Origin of the sequence: Streptomyces sp. NPDC018031 (assembly GCF_044327625.1) — a bacterium.
Lineage (GTDB): Bacteria > Actinomycetota > Actinomycetes > Streptomycetales > Streptomycetaceae > Streptomyces.
Map to the genome: position 1 here is coordinate 18,571 of NZ_JBIRFT010000009.1, position 17,480 is coordinate 36,050.

Here is a 17,480-nt window from a genome sequence, read left to right on the forward strand (position 1 = left end):
AGGATCTCGCAGTGTCGGACAAGAAGACCATCCTGGTCACGGGCGCGACCGGTGGCCAGGGCGGCGCCGTCGCCCGCGCACTGCTCGCCGGCGGCCGGCCGGTGCGGGCCCTCGTCCGCGACCCGCGCGCGCGGGCGGCCAAGGCCCTCGAGGCGCTCGGCGCGGAACTGGCCACCGGAGACCTCGACGACCCGGGGTCGCTGCACGCGGCCGCGCGGGGCGCGTACGGCGTGTTCAGCGTCCAGCCCTCCGACCCGGCCGACCCGCGCCCCGCGCAGGAGGTGCGGCGGGGCCGGAACGTCGCCGACGCGGCCGGCCGCGCGGGCGTCGCGCACCTGGTGTACAGCTCCGTCGGCGGCGCCGGACGCGGGTCCGGCGTCGCGCACTTCGAGACCAAGGCGGAGATCGAGGCGCACATCGACGCCCTCGGACTGCCGGCGACGGTGCTGCGGCCGGTGTTCTTCATGGAGAACTGGTCCTCCCTGGTGCCGGCGGCGGTGGACGGCGAGCGGGTCGGCGCGATCGCACTGGACGCGGACACCGGGCTGCAGATGATCGCGCTGACCGACATCGGCCGGATCGCCGCGGACGCGTTCGCCAGGCCGGCCGAGTCCATCGGCCGGAAGATCGAGGCGGCCGGCGACGAACTGACCGTGCGGCAGGTCGCCGAGGCGTTCACCAAGGCCGACGGCGTGCCGACGCGCTTCGAGCGGCAGCCGACCGAGGAACTGCGGGCCGGGGCCGAGGAGGTGGCGAACATGTTCGACTGGCTGAACACCCACGGATTCCGGGCCGACCTGCCCGCGCTCCGGAAGCGGTACCCGGGACTGCTCACCCTCGACGCGTGGCTCAGCCGGAACCGGCGGGGGACCGGCACCGCGGCGGCCCCGCCGGCGGCGGACCGGCGGTAGGGCCGCCGCCCCCTGGTAGGTTCGGAACGTCGCCGCGGCCCGCCCGGCGCCGCGGCGAACGGGCCGGTCCGCACGGCGCCGGCGACCCCCCGGGGCCGGACCGGTTCATCGTGGTCACCGGTGGCCCCGAGGCCGGGAAGAGCACCCTGATCGACCGCCTGCGGGAAGCCGCCCACGCCCACGCGCAGGAGGCGGGGCGGGGCATCATCCAGGACCAGCCGGCCATCGGCGGCCCCGTGCTGCCGTGGAGCGATCCGGCCCTCTTCGCCGAGCTGATGCTCTGCCGGGACCTGCGCTCACACCGCGCCGCGGCGGCGGGCGACGGGCCGGTGTTCTTCGACCGGGGGATCCCGGACGTCATCGGCTACCTGCGGCCGGAGGGCCGGCCGGTCCCCGCCCATCCGGACACCGCGGCCCGCACCTTCCGCTACCGCCGCCGGGTGCTCGTCGCGCCGCCCTGGCCGGAGATCCACCCCCGGGACACCGAACGCCGGCAGTCCTTCGCCGAAGCGGAACGCACCTGGGAGCGGCTGGTCGCCACCTACACCGAGTACGGCTACGAACCGGTCGAGCTGCTCCGGGTGCGGGTGGCGGAGCGCGTCCGGTTCGTCATCGACGAGCTGCGCGGCACCGCGCCCCGGTCCGGCACCTGACCCGACCGGACCGCCGTCCCGGTGCGGCCGGTCCGGCGCCGGACCGGCGGACGGCCAGGCAGGTGGCCGGGGACGGGGGGACGGGACGGCCGGCGGCCGGGCACGGGGGCGGCTCGCCGCGCGGTGCGTCCGCGCCCGGGGGCCCGCCCCGGCTCAGGGGAACCCGACGGCCCGGTCCACCGCCGCGACCATGACCCACCGCAGCGACCGGTCCTCGAACGGCGCGCAGGCGGTGACGCGCACCTCGATCGGGACGGGGGCGACGAGCGGGAAGTACATCGGCCGGGCCGCACCCGCGGGCGGGGTCCCGGCCGGGGCGGGGGCGTCCCACAACGCGGCGACGCCGGCCATCCCGCGCACCTGGCGCACCACCTCGTCCAGCCTGCGGTCGTCCGGCCGGCGCTGCCAGGCGAGCCGCAGCTGTTCGAGCAGCGGGACGGCCCAGCTGCGTTCCCAGTCGCGCAGCTGGTAGCGGGCTTCCGGGGAGAACGCCCAGGTCATGACGTTGGCACCGGGGCGCACCAGCCAGGGGCAGTGGCGTGCCGCGACGGCGTTGGCGGCGAGCACGTCCCAGGCCCGGCCGGTGACGAAGCTGATGCACCGCTGCTGGTGCATCAGCTCCAGCAGCGCGGGGGACGGCAGGGCGGCCGCCTCGCGCCGCGGGGGGCGGTGCCCGGTGCCGTGGTAGAGGGCCGCCGCCTGCCCGGGCGACAGTCCCAGTATCCGTACGACGCCGGCGATCATCTCCGCTCCGTAGCGGCGGTCCTCCCCCTTCTCCAGGGCGCGGTACCAGCGTTCGGAGACCCCCAGCAGCAGCGCCATGTCCAGTTGGGTCAGATAGCTGCGGTGTCCGCGGAACGGGGCGGGGCCGGGTATCAGCCCCGGGTCCCGCGACATGCGCCAGGCCCGCAGCATCCGGCCGAGGTCCTCGCGTCGAGCGTCCGCCACGTGTAAAGACCTCGCAAAGATGAGCCTGCCGACCGGTGAACCCGCGGTGCGCTTTACAGATTTTCATCCGGGTCGGCGCAGGTGGCAGCATCGCACACCGGGACCCCGACCGGAACCTTCCGGTACCGGTACCGCATCGTGCCGATCTTGGGAGGTGCCGGGCGGCCATGGTGAGAGCACCGATCCCCCCGGCGCCCGGCCGCGTGGCACCCGGCCCACGCCCCCGGCCGCGGGGTCCGGCGCGATCGGCGGGTCCGGTCGCGCGCCTCGCGCCCGCGTCCACCGCCCGCACACCCGTATGTCCGCACCCGCACCCTGACGGAGAACCCTCGATGAGCTACTTCCTGCCGGAGACCGATCCGGTACTGGCCGCCGCCCGTGGTCTGGCTCTCGCGCACCCCGGCATGATCGAGGTCAACGGCGCCCCGCTGTACCTGCGGGCGCGGAAGCCGCATCCGGACCGCAGGGTCGGCCTGGTCTCCGGCGGCGGCTCCGGCCACGAACCGCTGCACACCGGGCTCCTCGGGCGCGGCGGCCTGGACGCCGTCTGCCCCGGGGAGATCTTCGCCTCCCCGCACAACCGCCAGATCTACGAGGCGAGCGTCGCGGCCGCCGGGAGCGACGGCGTGCTGCACATCGTCAAGAACTACACCGGCGACGTGATCAACTTCCAGATCGCCGCGGAGCGGCTGCGGCACGACGGGATACCCGTCGCCACCGTGCTGGTCGACGACGACCTGGCCACCGACACCGCGGACAGCGCCACCGGCCGCCGGGGCACCGCCGCCACGATGGTGGTCGAGAAGCTCCTCGGCGCCGCCGCCGACCGGGGCGCGTCGCTGGCCGAACTGGCCGCCCTCGGCGCCGACATCGTGGCCCGGTCCCGCAGCGTCGCCGTCGCCGCCCGGGCCCAGACCTCACCCACGACGGGAGCCCCGGCCTTCACCCTGGCGCCGGGCACCCTGGACTACGGCGTCGGCATCCACGGCGAGCGCGGCACCCGCACCATCGCCCACCCGCCGGTCGACGAGCTGGTCCGGCGGATGACCGACGACCTCTTCGACGCCCTTCCGCAGGGTTCCGACGAGGTGCTCGCCGTCGTCAACGGCCTGGGCGCCACCACGAGCCTGGAACTCCACGCGATCAGCACCCTGCTGCACGAGCGCCTCGTCGCCCGCGACGTCCGGCCGGTGGTCATCGTGCCCGGCACCTACACCGCCGCCCTGGACATGGCCGGCTTCTCCCTCACCCTCACCCGGCTCGAGGAGGGCTGGGCCGAGATGTGGACCGCCCCCACCGAGACCCCGCTGGTACTGCCCCGCCTCACCCTCACCGCGGACCCCGCCCCCGCCGCACCGGCCCGGCAGACCGCGGCCCGGCGCGCCGAACGGAGCACCGCGGGCGGCCGCGCCGTCCTCGACCGGTACGCGCTCATCGTCACCCAGGTACGCGACAACCTCACCCGGCTCGACCAGCTCGTGGGCGACGGCGACTTCGGCGACAACCTCGCCGGCGGCGTCCGGCGGGCCGTGAAGCTGGCCGACGAGACCGGAGCGGAAGGCATGGCGGCCCTCGCCGAAGCCTTCCTGAACGACGTCGGGGGCACCAGCGGCCCGCTGTTCGGCCTGCTCTTCCAGCACCTGGCCGCGGTGTCCCCGGAGCAGGACCAGGCACCCTCCCGAGCCGCCCTGGCCGGGGCCACCGCGGAGGGGCTGGCCGCGGTGCAGCGGGTCGGCGGCGCGGTCCCCGGCGACTGCACCCTGGTCGACGCCCTCGCGCCCACCGCCGAGGCGCTGGCCGCCGCGGCCCACGACGAGAACGCCGAGGCCCCCTTCACCGAGGCCGCCCAGGCCGCCGTCCGCGGTGCCCTGGCCACCGCGTCCCTGCGCCCCCGGCGCGGCCGCGCCAGCTACGTCGGCGACCACGCCATCGGCGTCCCGGACCCCGGAGCGCTCGCGGTCGCCCTGCTCTTCGTCGCCCTGGCGGACATCCACGAGCCCGCGCAGGCCACCCGGCTGCCCGCACCCGGCTACATCACGCTGCACTGACCGCGCCGTCCGCGGGCAGACGGACACCACGGCACGCGGGCCCGGCTCACGGCGGGCCCCGGCCGCACGCCGCACCATGAAGGGGGCCCGGCCGCTCAGCCGGCGGACGGGCCCGCCCGCCGGGCGCCCGCCCGGCACCCGACGCACCCGAACCACCGGAAGGGACCGGCAGCCCATGCCCGAACTCGGCCTCGGCCTCGCCGCCGTCGGCAGGCCCGCGTACATCACCGGCGGACGCGCCGCGGACCTGCCCGACCGCTCTCCCGACGCGCTGCGCCGCCGCTGCCACGCCCTGCTGGACCTGGCCCGCCGGCTGGGGATCCGGCACATCGACGTGGCCCGCTCCTACGGCCGGGCCGAGGAGTTCCTCGCCGACTGGCTCCGGGCCCGCCGCCCGGTGCCCCGTGACCTGTTCATCGCCAGCAAGTGGGGCTACGCCTACACCGGGGACTGGGCCCTGACCGCCCGGGTGCACGAGGTCAAGGACCACGGCCTCACCGCCTTCCTGCGCCAGCGGGACGAGACCCGGGCGCTGCTCGGTGACGACCTGGACCTGTACCGGGTCCACTCGCTCACCCCGGACAGCCCCGCCCTCACCGACCCCGCCCTGCACCGGGCGCTGGCCGCCTTCGCCGCCCAGGGGGTCCGCATCGGCTTCTCCACCAGCGGCCCCCGGCAGGCCGACACCATCCGCGCCGCGCTGGAGATCACCGTCGACGGCCTGCCGCTGTTCACCTCCGTGCAGGCCACCTGGAACCCGCTCGACCCGTCCGCCGGGGCCGCTCTCGCCGACGCTCACCGGGCCGGCTGCCTGGTCGTCGTCAAGGAGGGCCTGGGCAACGGGCGGCTGACCGGCCAGGAGGCGCCCGGCGTGCTGCGCCGGATCGCCGGCGAACTGGGCACCGGCACCGACGCGGTCGCCCTGGCCGCCGCGTTCCACCAGCCGTGGGCGGACGTGGTCCTCTCCGGCGCCGCCACCGAAGCCCAACTGGTCTCCAACGCCGAAGCGCCCGCCGTGCGGCTGTCCGAACGCCACCTCGCCGCCCTGGGGGACCTCGCCGAACCGGCCGAGGCGTACTGGCGTACCCGGGCCGGCCGCGCCTGGACCTGACCGGCACCCCGGCCCGCTGCCCGGCGCGGGCCGGGTACGTGGACGGCCTTCAGCGCGGCCGGCCGCGCTGAAGGCGCCGGGCGAGTGGACGCCGGGCGCGTAGGTCCGGCGCACGTCCTGGGCACCGGAGCCCGCCGCCCGTCATCCGCCGCCCGCGGCGCCGGGTCAGCCGGTGACGTCCTCGGCGGTGGTGGTGCGCCCGGCCCCGACCACCTTGATCCGCTTGTGTGGGAAGCGCCGCTCGGCGTGCTCCCTGCCGGGCGAGTCCGGCGTCACGTACAGCGTCTCCACCTTGTCCTGCAGCGGCCGCAGCACCAGGTCCATGAACTCCTTGCGGTCCTCCAGGTACGGTTCCAGGACGTCCTCGCCGGCCGGGCAGACCGCCATGCAGTAGGCGGCCTTGTAGTTGGCCTTGAAACTGAGGCTCTGCCACATGGAGGCGTTCTCCGCGTCGGTCACCCGGGAGCGGAAGTCGGCTCCGTCCGCGCTGTCCGCGACGGTCTCGACCCACTCGGTGAACCCGCCCATGAACTCGCGGTAGTTGTGGGTGAAGCAGCCGACGAAGTCGAAGGCGCCGTCCTTGGCGATGGCGCCGACCGGGCAGGCGGCGACGCACAGTTTGCACTCCAGGCACGGATTGTAGTCCAGCCGCTCGCCGTAGGCGCTGACCTCGGCGTCCACCAGGAGGGTGGCCAGCAGGACGAAGTTGCCGAACTTCGGGTGGATGACGTTGCGGTGGATGCCGATGGAGCCCAGCCCGGCGGCGACCGCGACCGTCTTGTGGGACACCACCCACATGCGTCCCGGGTAGCGCTCCATCTCCATCGGGAAGGTCGCCGAGGGGTTCACCGCCCGGTGCCCGGCGTCCTGCAGGGCGCGGACGACGGTCCGTGCCGCCTCGTTGACGATCTCGCCGCTGCGGTGGAACTCCTGGTTGGCGACGCTGCGCACGGGGGAGCGGACGTTGTCGCGGTTCATCCGCACCACCAGGGAGACCAGGCTGCGGGTGCCGGGCAGCGCCGCGAGCACGTGCTCGCGTTCGCCGTCGAGGTCCGAGTGGTCGAGCGGCACCGCGGCGGCGTCGTCCGCCCCGGCCTCCAGGCAGATCCGCCGCAGCCACTCCGCGTCGATGACGGCGGGCCGGGTCGGCGGCGCCGCCCGGCGGGACAGCACGGCCCGCACCGAGGGGTGGCCGGCGATCCGGTCCGGTAGCGGTGAGGGCTTCTTGGCGGCGGACATAACCCCTCCATCAGGTAAGTTGGAAAATCCAATCTACTGCCGCGCACTATGTCACGTGCTAAGTTGGCTTACAAGACCGACTGTGGGGCGAGAGGGGAAGCCGATGGCCGCGGCAGGCCGCGAGTGTTCGATCGCCAACGCGCTCGGGGTCGTCGGCGAACGGTGGAGCCTGCTGGCCCTGCGGGAGATCGGCCTGGGCGCCCGCCGCTTCGACCAGATCACCCGCAACACCGGCGCCAGCAGGGACATCCTCGCCACCCGGTTGCGCAAGCTCGTCGACGCCGGGGTGCTGGAGAAGCAGCAGTACGAGCAGCACCCGCCGCGCTACGAGTACGTGCTCACCGAGGCCGGCCGCGCCCTGCAACCGATCCTGCTCAGCCTGATGGAGTGGGGGGACCGCTATGTCACGGCCGGCCCCCCGCCGACCGTCTGGGAACACCACTGCGGCGCGGAGCTGCACCCCAGGATCGTGTGCGACCACTGCGGCGAGACCCTGGGGACCGGACAGCCCCGCGCCATCCGGCTCGGCGCCGTCCGCTGAGCCGCGGAACCGGCGGCGCCGCGGCGGACGTCCGCGGCCCGCACCACGAACACGAGCCGGGGAGGGGCCAGATGGTGGATGTCAGCAAGGAGACGCCGGAGCGGACCGAGGAGCGGCTGCGCCGGGTCCTGGCGGCGGCCGACCTGGTCGTGCACGAGGGGGCCTGGTGCTTCGAGGAGAGCCCGGCGGCGGCGCCGCCCGCCCTGTCCTCGCGCACCCTCGCCGTGGTGCGGGACGAGGACTCGTGGAGCGCGCTGGTGCCCGCGGCGGACGGCGCCGGGGACGCCGAACGGTTCGGCGTCTTCTCCTTCCACTTCCCCGCCGGGGTCGACAACAGCGGCTTCGTCGGATGGCTGGCCACCCGGCTCAAGCGGTCCCTGGGCACCGGGGTGTTCGTGGTCTGCGGCAGCAACCGGAACCGTGGCGGGATCTACGACCACTGGGGCTGCCCGGTCGAGCTGCTGCCCGAGGCGATCGCCGCCGTCGAAGCACTGCGCCGGGAGGCCGCGGCGCCCTGACGGGTCGGCGCGGGAGGCCGCGGCGCCCTGACGGCCCGGGCGCCCCGCGGGTCCGGCGCCCGGACCGCCCCGCCCGGCGGGCGCGCCCGCGGGCCCGGTCAGACCGGCAGCAGCCGGGCCACCAGGGCGGCGAGCTGCCGGGCGTTGCGGCATTCGTGCATCTCCACCAGCGCCGCGTAGGCGAGGGCGGCGGAGTCCCCGGTCGGCCACGACGCACACGGCTCGGGGTTGAGCCAGTGCACCCGGCGGGCCCGCCCGGCGATCTCCCGCAACGCCGGCAGATTGGGGTCGCTCCGGTTCGTACGGGCGTCCCCCAGTACGAAGACGGCGGTCCGCGGGCCGAGCGTGTCCGCGTACCGCGCCCGGAACTCCCCCAGCGCGGCCCCGTAGTCGCTGTTCCCGTGCAGGCGCGTCACCGCCGCCTCGGCGAGGATGCGGGCGCTCAGGCCCGCCGGGTCGGCCGCGCCGTGCCGGAGGAGGCCGGTCACCTCGTCGACGGAGTTGACGAAGGCGAAGACCCGCACCCTGCTGAACTGGTCGTGCAGCGCCTGGGCCAGCAGCATCGTGAAGTCCGCGAAGCCGGCCACCGAACCGGACACGTCACACAGCAGCACCAGCTCCGGGCGGCCCGGCCGCCGGCGGCGGAGCACCGGCCGCATGGGCACGCCCCCGGTGGACAGCGAGCCGCGCACGGTCCGGCGCAGGTCGATCCGGCCTCTGGCGGCCCGCCTGCGCCGGGCCGCCAGCCGGGCCGCCAACTTGCGGGCGAGCGGCTGGACGGCCCGGCGCAGCTCGGCCAGTTGCGCCCGGTCGGCCTGGAGGAAGTCGACGCGGTCGGTGGTCGGCGCCAGCGCCCGCCGCGCGATCTCGTCCGCGCCCCGCCGCTCGGCGACGCGGCGCCGCGCCTCGGTCCGTACCCGCTCCCGGAACCCTTCGATGCGGCGCCGGATCTCGTCCCGCTCCAGCCGGTCGGTGAAGGACTCCCCGGCCGCGTCCGCCCGGGCCGCGGCGAGGACACGGGCCAGCAGCGTCTCCGGCCGCAGCCGGGACAGCGTCTGGTGCGCGGACCAGCCACCGGAGCCGGGCGAGCCGCCGTAGCCGCCGAGCACGTCCACCGCCTCGCCCGCCAGCCCCGCCAGGGCGGCCCGGTCGTCGGCGGCGAGCGCGGCGGCCAGGCGCTCGCGGAGCGCCGCGGTGACCGCGTCCCGGCCCGGCGGCCGGCCCGGTTCCGGTTCCGGCCGCGGCGCTCCCCGGGCGCCTTCCGGGCGGCCGGTCCCGAGCGGGAAGTACAGCTCGAAGACCGGATCGAACACCGCGCGCTGCCCCTGGTGGTGGAGGAGGGCGGCGGCCAGCCCCTCCCGCAGTCGCTCCCGGTCCGCCAGCCCGAGGACGGTCAGCGCCCGCGCCGCGTCCACGGACTCGCCGGTACCGACCCGGACGCCGTGCGCACGCAGCGCCCCGACCAGCCCGGTCAGCCGACCGGTCAGGTCAGCGGGCGGCCCGCTCACACCGCGTCCAGGTCCAGCTCGGCGGTGGCCTTGACGATGTCCTGCTGGTGCTTGAGGAGCACCCCGAGGCTCTCTCGGACGACGCTCTCCTCGAGCGTGCCGGCCCCCAGCGCGAGCAGGGTGCGGGCCCAGTCGACGGTCTCCGAGACCGACGGCGCCTTCCGCAGGTCCATCGCCCGCAGCGCACCGACCACCCGCACCACGGAGCGGGCCAGCGCCTCGTCCAGGCCCGGCACCTTCCGGATGACGATGCGCCGCTCCAGCTCCGCTTCGGGGAAGCCGATGTGCAGGAACAGGCAGCGGCGGCGCAGCGCCTCGGACAGCTCCCGGCTCGCGTTGGAGGTGAGCACCACGAACGGGCGGCGCGTCGCGCTGATCGTGCCCAGCTCCGGAACGGTGACCTGGAAGTCGCTCAGCACCTCCAGCAGCAGCCCCTCCACCTCGACGTCCGCCTTGTCGACCTCGTCCACCAGCAGCACGGCCGGACCGTCGTGGCGGATGGCGGTGAGCAGCGGACGGGGCAGCAGGAACTCCTCGCCGAAGACGTCCGTGCGCGCCTCGTCCCAGGTCTCCTCCCGGCCCGCGCTGATCCGCAGCAGCTGCTTGGCGTGGTTCCACTCGTACAGCGCCCGGGACTCGTCGATGCCCTCGTAGCACTGCAGCCGCACCAGCCGAGCCCCGGCGACCTCGGCGACCGCCTTCGCCAGCTCCGTCTTCCCGACCCCGGCCGGGCCTTCGACCAGCAGCGGCTTGCCCAGCCGGTCGGCGAGGAACACCGTGGTGGCGATCGCGGGGGAGGCGAGGTAGCCGGCGGCCGCGAGCTGCGCGGACACGTCGTCCACCGACGTGAAGTTGAACAACGGGCCCTCCGGCTCGGCGGGAAGCGATGTGCTGACCCCGGTACTTGATCAGTTCCCCGAGCCGGTCCACCACCGCAGGCACCCGGTTCGTGTCGAACGTCACGGTGGCGCGGGCGGCCGCCGCCGCCCGCCGGGTCGGCCGGGCGGCCGACCCGCGGCACCGGCGGCGCGTCCCGCCCCTCCGGCAAGTGTGACGCAGGCCATACAACCTGGCGGCGGTCCGGGGTGGTCCCCGACGCGTGCTGCACTCTCCTTCCCCAACCGCCGGCAGTGCTCTGCCGGCACCGGACACGGTCGACCTGACGGTCGTGGTGCCCGCGTACAACGAAGAGCGCCGGTTGCCCCGGACCCTCGACGCGATCTGCCGCTACCTGCGCTCCTCGCCCGGCCGGCACGCCTCCTGGGAGGTGATCGTGGTCGACGACGGTTCCACGGACGGCACCGCGGCCGCGGTCCGCGAGGCGGGCGCCGTCGAGCCGCGGGTCCGGCTCCTCGGGCCGCCCTCCGGGGCCGCGCCGGGCGCCCCCTTCGCGGGCAACCACGGCAAGGGGCACGCGGTGCGTCTGGGGGTGCTCGCCTCCCGGGGCCGCCGGGTGCTGGTGACCGACGCCGACCTGGCCACCCCGATCGAGGAACTGGCCCACCTGCACGACCGGCTCGACGCCGGCTGCGCCGCCGCGATCGGCTCCCGGGCGCGCCCCGGCGCGCGCGTCGAGGTACGCCAGCACCCGGTGCGGCAACTCCTGGGCCGGGCGGGCAACCGGGCGATCCGGGCACTCGCCGTGCCCGGGATCGGCGACACCCAGTGCGGCTTCAAACTCTTCGACGGCGACCGGGCGCGCGCGGTCTTCGGGCGCTCCCGGATCGACGGCTGGGGCATCGACGTGGAGGTCCTGCGGATGTTCCACGACGCCCGGTGGCCGATCGCCGAGGTGCCGGTGCGCTGGGCCCACCAACCCGGCTCCAAGGTGCGCCCCCTGGACTACCCCGGCGTACTGGTGGAACTGGTCCGGCTGCGGGTGGGGGGCGCCCTGCGGCGGATCCGGCCCGCGGACAAGGCCGTCCTGCTCGTTTATCTGCTGCTGTCGGTGTGGCTGTTCAAGGGGCTGTGGGCGGACCTCGACCGCCGCTACCTCGCCGACAGCGGACAGGACCAGACCCAGTGGGAGTGGTTCTTCGCGGTCACCGCCCAGCACGTCCTGGAGTTCGACGACCCGTTCTTCACCACCCTGCAGAACGCCCCGCTCGGGGTGAACCTGATGGCGAACACCGCCATGCTGGGACTGGCCGTCCCGCTCGCGCCGGTCACCGCGCTGCTCGGCCCGACGGTGACCTGGGCGCTGGTGCTGACCGGCGGTCTGGCCGGGACCGCGGCCGCCTGGTACTGGCTGCTGGTCAAGCGGTTCGTACGGTCGCGGCGGGCGGCCGCGCTCGGCGGGGCGCTGTGCGCCTTCGCGCCGCCGATGATCTCGCACGCCAACGCGCACCCCAACTTCGCGGTGCTGTTCGTGATCCCGCTGATCATCGACCGGCTGCTCAGACTGTGCACGCCGCCCCACCGCCCCGGCCGCGGCGGTGAGACGGCGGCGCCCCGCACCGTCCGGGACGGGGCGGTGCTCGGACTCCTCCTCACCTACCAGGTCTTCCTGGGCGAGGAGGCGCTGCTGCTGGCCGCGGTGGGCCTGCTGCTGTTCGCGGCGGGCCACGCCGCCGCGCGCCCGGCGGTCGCCCGCGCCGTGCTCCGCCCGCTGGCTCGCGGCCTCGCCGTCGCCGCGGCGGTCGCCTCGCTGCTCCTCGCCTACCCCCTGATCCACCAGTTCTTCGGCGCCCAGAGCTACACCGGCGTGCTGCACGGTCCGACCGGCAACCCGCCGCGCGCCGTGGTGGAGTTCGCCGGGCGCTCGCTCGCCGGCGACCCGGCGACCGCCGACGCCCTCGCCCTCAACCGCACCGAGCAGAACGCCTTCTTCGGCTGGCCGCTGGTGGTGTTCACGGCCGCGGTGGTGGTGTGGCGGTGGCGGGAGCCGAGGGTCCGGGCACTGGCCGTGGTGGCGTCCGGGGCGGTGCTGCTGTCCCTGGGGCGGACGATCCCCGTGCCCGGCACGGACGTCGTGCTGCCGGGGCCCTGGCGGCTGGTGGCCGACCTCCCGCTGTTCGAGTCGGTGATCGAGTCCCGGATGGCGATGGCGGCCGTCCCCGCGATCGGCATCCTGCTCGCCCTCGCCTGCGACCGCCTGACCGGGCCAGCCGGGCCGACCGGGCCCGCTCCCGCCGGTGAGCGGCCGGCCGGCGGCGTCCGGCCGCTCGCGGTCGCCGGGTGGGCCGCGGTCGCCGCCGCCCTCCTGCCGGTGGCGCCCACCCCGTTCGCCACCGTCGACCGGCCCCCGGTCCCGCCGTTCATCGCCGACGGCACCTGGCGCCGGTACCTGCCGGAGGGCCGCACGCTGGTCCCGGTGCCGCTGCCCGCGCCCGCCCGCGCCGAGGCCCTGCACTGGCAGACCACGGCCGACCTGGGGTTCGCCATCCCGGGCGGCTACTTCAACGGGCCCTACGGACCGGACCGGGCGGGCATCTACGGCCCGGTGCCCCGGTACACCTCCGCCCTCCTGGACGAGGTCCGGCGCACCGGACAGGTCCCCGACATCGGCCCCGCGGAGCGCCGCGCCGCCTGGCGGGACCTGCGTTACTGGCGGGCCGGAGTGGTGGTGCTGCCCCCGCAACCGGGCGTCCAGGCGCTGCGTGTCACGATGCAGCGACTGCTGGGCACGTCGGGACGGTGGATCGGCGGGGTCTGGGTGTGGCAGCTGCCCGCGCCGGAGGGGCGCGGCGCGGACGGCGGGGCGGCGGACTCGTGAGCGTCACGGCCGGCCTGGGCGTGGTCGCCGGGCCGGGCGCCCGGCCCGGGCCACGGGAGCGTACGGACCGGCTCGGACGGGGGAGAGTGAGCGGTAGGGACATGACCGGGACCGGACCGGCGGACCGGGCGGACCGGGCGGAGTCTGAACGGGCGTACACCGAGTACGTCTCCGCCCGGCTGCCCGCGCTCCGCCGGATCGCGCACCTGCTCTGCAAGGACCCGCACCGCGCCGACGACGTCGTGCAGACCACGCTCACCCGGCTCTACGTGCACTGGCGGCGCGCCCGCGCGGCCGACGACCTGGACCGCTACGTGCACACCATGCTCGTCCGGTGCTTCCTGAACGAGCAGCGGCTCGGCTGGGCGCGGGTGCGGCTGTCCGGAGCCCCGCACGAGGTCCCGGGACTGCCGCCGGCCGCGGGCGCCCCGGACGTCGAGACGCGGGCGGTGGTGCACACCGCGCTGTCCCGCATCCCGGCGCGGCAGCGCGCGGTGCTGGTCCTCCGCTTCCTGTGCGATCTGCCGGTGGCGGAGGTGGCCCGGATCCTCGACTGTTCGGAGGGGAACGTGAAGAGCCAGTCCGCCCGCGGCCTCGCCCGGCTCCGGGACCAACTCGGGGTGCGGCTGCCGGTCCCGGCCGACATGGGGGAGAGTGGCGGCCGTGCACGACGATGAGCTGGAACAGGAGGCGGCCCGGCTGCTCGGCCCGCTGCGCGGGCTCGAACCGGGGCCCGGGACGCCCGGGGTCGACGTGGACCGCGCCGTACGCCGGGGCAGGGTACGGGTCCGGGCCCGCCGCGCGGCGGTGCCCGCGGTGACGGCCCTGGTCGCGGTGGTGGCGGTGGCCCTCGCCTTCGCCCTGCACGCGGTGCCCGGCAACCGTGGCGTGCCACCCGCCGACCGGCCGCCGGCCCCGGCACCCTCCACCGGGCCGGCTCCGGGGCCGAGCGCCGCGGACACGGCCTCCGGCGGGCCGAGCCCGTCCTGGACGGCGCCCGACCCCAGCGGAAGCGGCACCACCTCGCACGGAACGCCGTCGGGCACGGCGAGCGGTCCCGCCACGCCGACGCCCGGCGGCGGCGGGCCGTTCACCTCCCCGCCGGCCGGCACCGCCTCCCCGTCGACCGGTGTCACCGCACCGCCGTCCGGGGCGACCGCGCCACCGTCCGGGGCCACCGCGCCGTCGACCGGTGTCACCGCACCGCCGACCACCGAAGATTCCGCCGCCGGCGCCACGCCCGGGTGAGCCGGCGCCACGCCCTGAGGTGCCGTCACCCCGCCGCGGGCGGGCGGCACCGCTCCTCAACCCCGGGGGCAGGCCCGGTCCAGCACGGCCGCGATGCGGTCCAGCACCGCGGGCGGCGGGGTGTAGGGCACCCGCAGATGGTGGACGAGGGTGCCGTCCGCCGCGAACGACTGCCCCGGCAGCAGGGCCAGCCCGTCGGCCCCGGCCCGCGCCACGACCGTGTCGGCCCGCGCCTCGGTCAGCCGCAGCCACAGCGCGAGACCGCCCGGCGGCACGTCGAACCGCCAGCGCCCGTCCCCGGCGAGCAGCGCGCACAGGTGGTCGCGCTGCCGCCGGAGTTCGGCCCGGCGGTGCCGCAGTACCGCCTCCTCGCCGCCGAACAGCTCGGCCGCGATCAGCTGCTGCATCGGCGCGGCGGCCAGCGGAGCGCCCAGCGGATCGTGGCGCAGGGCACCGATCAGGGCGGCCGGGCCGCGGATCCAGCCGACCCGCAGGCCGCCCCAGACCGCCTTGCTGGGGGAACCGATCAGGACCGCGCCGCGGATCCGGGGCGCCGGGCGCGGTGTGTCGCGCAGGTCCAGTCCGCGCATGGTCTCGTCCACCACCAGGGTGACCCGGTGCCGGGCCGCCAGTGCCGCGACGGCCCGCCGGGTCGCGGCCGTCATCAGCGCACCGGTCGGGTTCTGGAAGTCCGGCACCAGGTACGCCAGTCCGCCGGCCGCCGCCGTGAACGCCGTGCCGAGCTGGTCGGGGTCCCAGCCGTCGGTGCCGACCCGGCAGCCGGCCAGCCGCGCCCCGGCGCCGCGCAGCACCCGGAGCGCGTCGAAGTAGGTGGGGACCTCGACCGCCGCGGCCCGGGGGCGCAGGTGCCCGGCGAGCAGGGCCAGTGCCGCGCGTGCCCCTGCGGTGACCAGGATCTGCTCCGGCCGGGTGGGCAGGCCCTCGGCGGTGTACCGTGCGGCGAGCAGGGCCCGCAGCTCGGGCAGTCCGGCGTCCGGCTCACCCCCCTCGGCCAGCAGTGGGCCCGCTCGCTCCGCGGCCCGCAGGGTCGCCGCCAGATAGGCCGCCCCCGGCGCCGCGGGCACCGCCCGGCGCAGGTCGATGCGGCCGGTCTCACCGGTGGCCGTCAGCGGTGCGACCGGCTCGGCCGGCCGGGGTGGCAGTCGTACGGTGCTGGCGCTGCCGTGCCGGGTCCGCACCCAGCCGCCGTCGCGCAGTACCGCCAGGGCGGCCGTCACGGTGCCGCGGCTGACCCCCAGGGCGGCCGCCAGACGCCGCTCGGCGGGCAGTTCGCCGCCGGTCCGCAGCCGGCCGTCGAGCACCGCCTCCCGCAGCGCGCCGGCGAGTGACGTGAGCAGCGGCACCCCCGGCCGGCGCCACTCGCCCAACGCCCTGACCACCTGTTCGTCCCCGATCCGCACGGGTCCAGTCTTCCATGATTGGACCAGGACGACCGGGGCCGGGCGCCCTAGCGTGGGGCCCCTGACCAGTGGAACGGAGCCCGTCAATGCACCCTCGCCTCGCCACCGACCTGGCGGACCTGCCCGGTCTGCTCGACACCACGCGGCAGCACGCCGCCGCGCTGCTCGACGGCCTGGCGGACCGGCCGGTGGTCCCCGACCGGCCGGCCCCGGAAGCGGCGCCGCTGCCCGGCGACGGAGCCGGGCTGCGGGCCGCCCTGCGGCAGTTCGCCGACCGTTGGGAGCCGGGCCTGTCGGCCAGCGCCGGACCGCGCTACCTGGGGTTCGTCACCGGCGGCAGCACACCCGCCGCGCTCGCCGGGGACTGGCTGACCGCCACCTTCGACCAGAACTCCAACTCCTCGCTCGACGCCACCGGGCAGCATCTGGAGCGCGAGACGGTCGGCTGGCTGCGGGACCTGTTCGGGCTGTCGGACGCGCACCAGGGAACCTTCGTCAGCGGCGCCACGATGTCCAACACGGTCGGGCTGGCGATCGCCCGGGAGTGGCTGGGGGAGCGGCTCGGGGTCTCCCCGGCCGAGGACGGGGCCGCCGCGCTGGGACCGGTCCGGGTGCTCTCCGGGAGCCCGCACTCCAGCGTGGCCAAGGGGCTGTCGGTCCTCGGCCTGGGGCGCCGCTCCCTGGTCACGGTGGCGACCCTGCCGGGCCGGGAGGCGGTCGACGTGGCGGCCCTGGAGCAGGCCCTGCGGGAGGCGCCCGGACCCTGCGTCGTGGTCGCCAACGCCGGTACGGTCAACACCGTCGACTTCGACGACCTGCGCGCCATCGCCGCACTCCGCGAACGCCATGACTTCTGGCTGCACGTGGACGCCGCCTTCGGGGCCTTCGCCGCCCTCTCGCCGGACCACGCCGGGCTGGTCGAGGGGCTGGACCTGGCCGACTCGGTCTGCGTGGACCTGCACAAGTGGCTCAACGTGCCCTACGACAGCGCGGTCCAGTTCACCCGCCGCCGCGACCTGCAGGCCCGGGTCTTCCAGAACGCGGCGGCCTATCTCGGACCGCTGGGCGACGTCCCGGACCTGGTCCACCTCACGCCGGAGAACTCGCACCGGCTGCGGGCGCTCGCCGCCTGGTTCACCCTCGCGGCCTACGGGCGGGACGGCCACCGCGAGATCGTCGAGCGGTCCGTACGGTGCGCCCGCCTCCTGGGCGAGGCCGTGGAGCGCATGCCGGAGCTGCGGCTGCTGGCAACGGTCCGGCTCAACGTCGTCTGCTTCACGTCGGCCGAGAACCCCTCCGCGGCACGGCTCGCCGCCCTCGGCCGGGCGCTGGCGGAGGACGTCTTCCTCACCCCGACGGTGTACGCCGGGGTGCCGGCGCTGCGCGCCGCGTTCAGCAACTGGCGCACCGGGGAGGCCGACGTCCGCCGGATCGTCGCCGCGCTGGAGCGGGCCGTCGCGGCCCCCGCGCCGGCGGAGGACTGACCGGCCGGCCGGCCGCACCGGCCCGGGGCCGGGGCCGGGACCCCGACGCCGCGCTCATCGCGATGCACCGGCTCCGGACGGCGCGGGCCCGGCCGCCGGTGGACGCGCGAGGGGCCCGGCCACGACCGTGCGGTC

At 76.3% G+C, this 17,480-nt stretch carries 15 protein-coding genes; 10 read left to right on the plus strand and 5 right to left on the minus strand.

Translation table 11 applies throughout. From position 1 onward, the window contains the following. Nucleotides 1-11 precede the first annotated feature (11 nt). Nucleotides 12-911, plus strand: coding sequence for an NmrA/HSCARG family protein (locus tag ACH4B3_RS20905; protein WP_398464692.1), 900 nt, complete (start codon nucleotides 12-14; stop codon nucleotides 909-911). Nucleotides 912-1,021: 110 nt separating this feature from the next. Next, a complete protein-coding gene (locus ACH4B3_RS20910; protein WP_398464694.1) occupies nucleotides 1,022-1,564 on the plus strand; it encodes an AAA family ATPase in 543 nt (180 codons plus the stop codon). Between the two features lie 153 nt (nucleotides 1,565-1,717). Here the strand turns inward: ACH4B3_RS20910 and ACH4B3_RS20915 are convergent, their stop codons facing one another. Then, nucleotides 1,718-2,512, minus strand: a complete 795-nt coding sequence (locus ACH4B3_RS20915) for a hypothetical protein (protein ID WP_398464696.1) — start codon at nucleotides 2,510-2,512, stop codon at nucleotides 1,718-1,720. 332 nt (nucleotides 2,513-2,844) lie between these two features. Between ACH4B3_RS20915 and ACH4B3_RS20920 the strand changes: the two genes are divergently transcribed. Both ACH4B3_RS20920 and ACH4B3_RS20925 read left to right on the plus strand, forming a co-directional pair. After that, nucleotides 2,845-4,560 (plus strand): dihydroxyacetone kinase family protein, encoded by a 1,716-nt coding sequence (locus ACH4B3_RS20920; protein WP_398464698.1) that lies wholly within the window; start codon nucleotides 2,845-2,847, stop codon nucleotides 4,558-4,560. A 175-nt stretch (nucleotides 4,561-4,735) separates the two neighbouring features. Next, a complete protein-coding gene (locus ACH4B3_RS20925; RefSeq protein WP_398464700.1) occupies nucleotides 4,736-5,671 on the plus strand; it encodes an aldo/keto reductase in 936 nt (311 codons plus the stop codon). A 165-nt stretch (nucleotides 5,672-5,836) separates the two neighbouring features. Here ACH4B3_RS20925 and ACH4B3_RS20930 read toward each other — a convergent pair whose 3' ends face one another. Beyond that, a complete protein-coding gene (locus ACH4B3_RS20930) occupies nucleotides 5,837-6,910 on the minus strand; it encodes a 4Fe-4S binding protein (protein ID WP_398464702.1) in 1,074 nt (357 codons plus the stop codon). Nucleotides 6,911-7,013: 103 nt separating this feature from the next. Between ACH4B3_RS20930 and ACH4B3_RS20935 the strand changes: the two genes are divergently transcribed. Both ACH4B3_RS20935 and ACH4B3_RS20940 read left to right on the plus strand, forming a co-directional pair. Beyond that, complete coding sequence (locus tag ACH4B3_RS20935; protein ID WP_398464704.1) at nucleotides 7,014-7,451, plus strand: winged helix-turn-helix transcriptional regulator; 438 nt, start codon at nucleotides 7,014-7,016, stop codon at nucleotides 7,449-7,451. Between the two features lie 71 nt (nucleotides 7,452-7,522). Continuing rightward, nucleotides 7,523-7,969, plus strand: a complete 447-nt coding sequence (locus ACH4B3_RS20940; protein ID WP_398464706.1) for a DUF6196 family protein — start codon at nucleotides 7,523-7,525, stop codon at nucleotides 7,967-7,969. A 98-nt stretch (nucleotides 7,970-8,067) separates the two neighbouring features. Here ACH4B3_RS20940 and ACH4B3_RS20945 read toward each other — a convergent pair whose 3' ends face one another. Both ACH4B3_RS20945 and ACH4B3_RS20950 read right to left on the minus strand, forming a co-directional pair. After that, the gene (locus ACH4B3_RS20945) at nucleotides 8,068-9,477 is read right to left on the minus strand and encodes a VWA domain-containing protein (RefSeq protein WP_398464708.1); all 1,410 of its coding nucleotides are present in this window, start codon (nucleotides 9,475-9,477) and stop codon (nucleotides 8,068-8,070) included. Beyond that, a complete protein-coding gene (locus tag ACH4B3_RS20950; protein WP_398464710.1) occupies nucleotides 9,474-10,337 on the minus strand; it encodes an AAA family ATPase in 864 nt (287 codons plus the stop codon). Before ACH4B3_RS20950 ends, ACH4B3_RS20945 begins: the two co-directional genes overlap by 4 nt. A gap of 239 nt (nucleotides 10,338-10,576) precedes the next feature. Between ACH4B3_RS20950 and ACH4B3_RS20955 the strand changes: the two genes are divergently transcribed. The 3 genes from ACH4B3_RS20955 (at nucleotide 10,577) to ACH4B3_RS20965 (ending at nucleotide 14,440) form a co-directional block, all read left to right on the plus strand. Further along, nucleotides 10,577-13,192, plus strand: coding sequence for a glycosyltransferase (locus tag ACH4B3_RS20955; RefSeq protein ID WP_398464712.1), 2,616 nt, complete (start codon nucleotides 10,577-10,579; stop codon nucleotides 13,190-13,192). A 101-nt stretch (nucleotides 13,193-13,293) separates the two neighbouring features. Beyond that, complete coding sequence (locus ACH4B3_RS20960) at nucleotides 13,294-13,869, plus strand: SigE family RNA polymerase sigma factor (RefSeq protein ID WP_398464714.1); 576 nt, start codon at nucleotides 13,294-13,296, stop codon at nucleotides 13,867-13,869. Beyond that, nucleotides 13,856-14,440: a hypothetical protein gene (locus tag ACH4B3_RS20965; protein WP_398464716.1), complete on the plus strand. Its 585-nt coding sequence runs from the start codon at nucleotides 13,856-13,858 to the stop codon at nucleotides 14,438-14,440. Before ACH4B3_RS20960 ends, ACH4B3_RS20965 begins: the two co-directional genes overlap by 14 nt. Before the next feature lie 56 nt (nucleotides 14,441-14,496). On the opposite strand, the gene ACH4B3_RS20970 is transcribed toward ACH4B3_RS20965, so the two are convergent. Further along, complete coding sequence (locus ACH4B3_RS20970; RefSeq protein ID WP_398464718.1) at nucleotides 14,497-15,861, minus strand: PLP-dependent aminotransferase family protein; 1,365 nt, start codon at nucleotides 15,859-15,861, stop codon at nucleotides 14,497-14,499. Between the two features lie 86 nt (nucleotides 15,862-15,947). On the opposite strand from ACH4B3_RS20970, the gene ACH4B3_RS20975 reads away from it, so the two are divergent. Then, nucleotides 15,948-17,345 (plus strand): pyridoxal phosphate-dependent decarboxylase family protein, encoded by a 1,398-nt coding sequence (locus ACH4B3_RS20975; RefSeq protein WP_398464720.1) that lies wholly within the window; start codon nucleotides 15,948-15,950, stop codon nucleotides 17,343-17,345. The last annotated feature ends 135 nt before the right edge of the window (nucleotides 17,346-17,480 follow it).

What these genes read in the sequence shown, in the direction of transcription:
- ACH4B3_RS20920 (WP_398464698.1), top strand. Translation starts at nt 2,845, where the DNA reads ATGAGCTACTTCCTGCCGGAGACCGATCCGGTACTGGCCGCCGCCCGT.
- ACH4B3_RS20925 (WP_398464700.1), top strand. Translation starts at nt 4,736, where the DNA reads ATGCCCGAACTCGGCCTCGGCCTCGCCGCCGTCGGCAGGCCCGCGTAC.
- ACH4B3_RS20930 (WP_398464702.1), bottom strand. Translation starts at nt 6,910, where the DNA reads ATGTCCGCCGCCAAGAAGCCCTCACCGCTACCGGACCGGATCGCCGGC.
- ACH4B3_RS20935 (WP_398464704.1), top strand. Translation starts at nt 7,014, where the DNA reads ATGGCCGCGGCAGGCCGCGAGTGTTCGATCGCCAACGCGCTCGGGGTC.
- ACH4B3_RS20940 (WP_398464706.1), top strand. Translation starts at nt 7,523, where the DNA reads ATGGTGGATGTCAGCAAGGAGACGCCGGAGCGGACCGAGGAGCGGCTG.
- ACH4B3_RS20960 (WP_398464714.1), top strand. Translation starts at nt 13,294, where the DNA reads ATGACCGGGACCGGACCGGCGGACCGGGCGGACCGGGCGGAGTCTGAA.
- ACH4B3_RS20975 (WP_398464720.1), top strand. Translation starts at nt 15,948, where the DNA reads ATGCACCCTCGCCTCGCCACCGACCTGGCGGACCTGCCCGGTCTGCTC.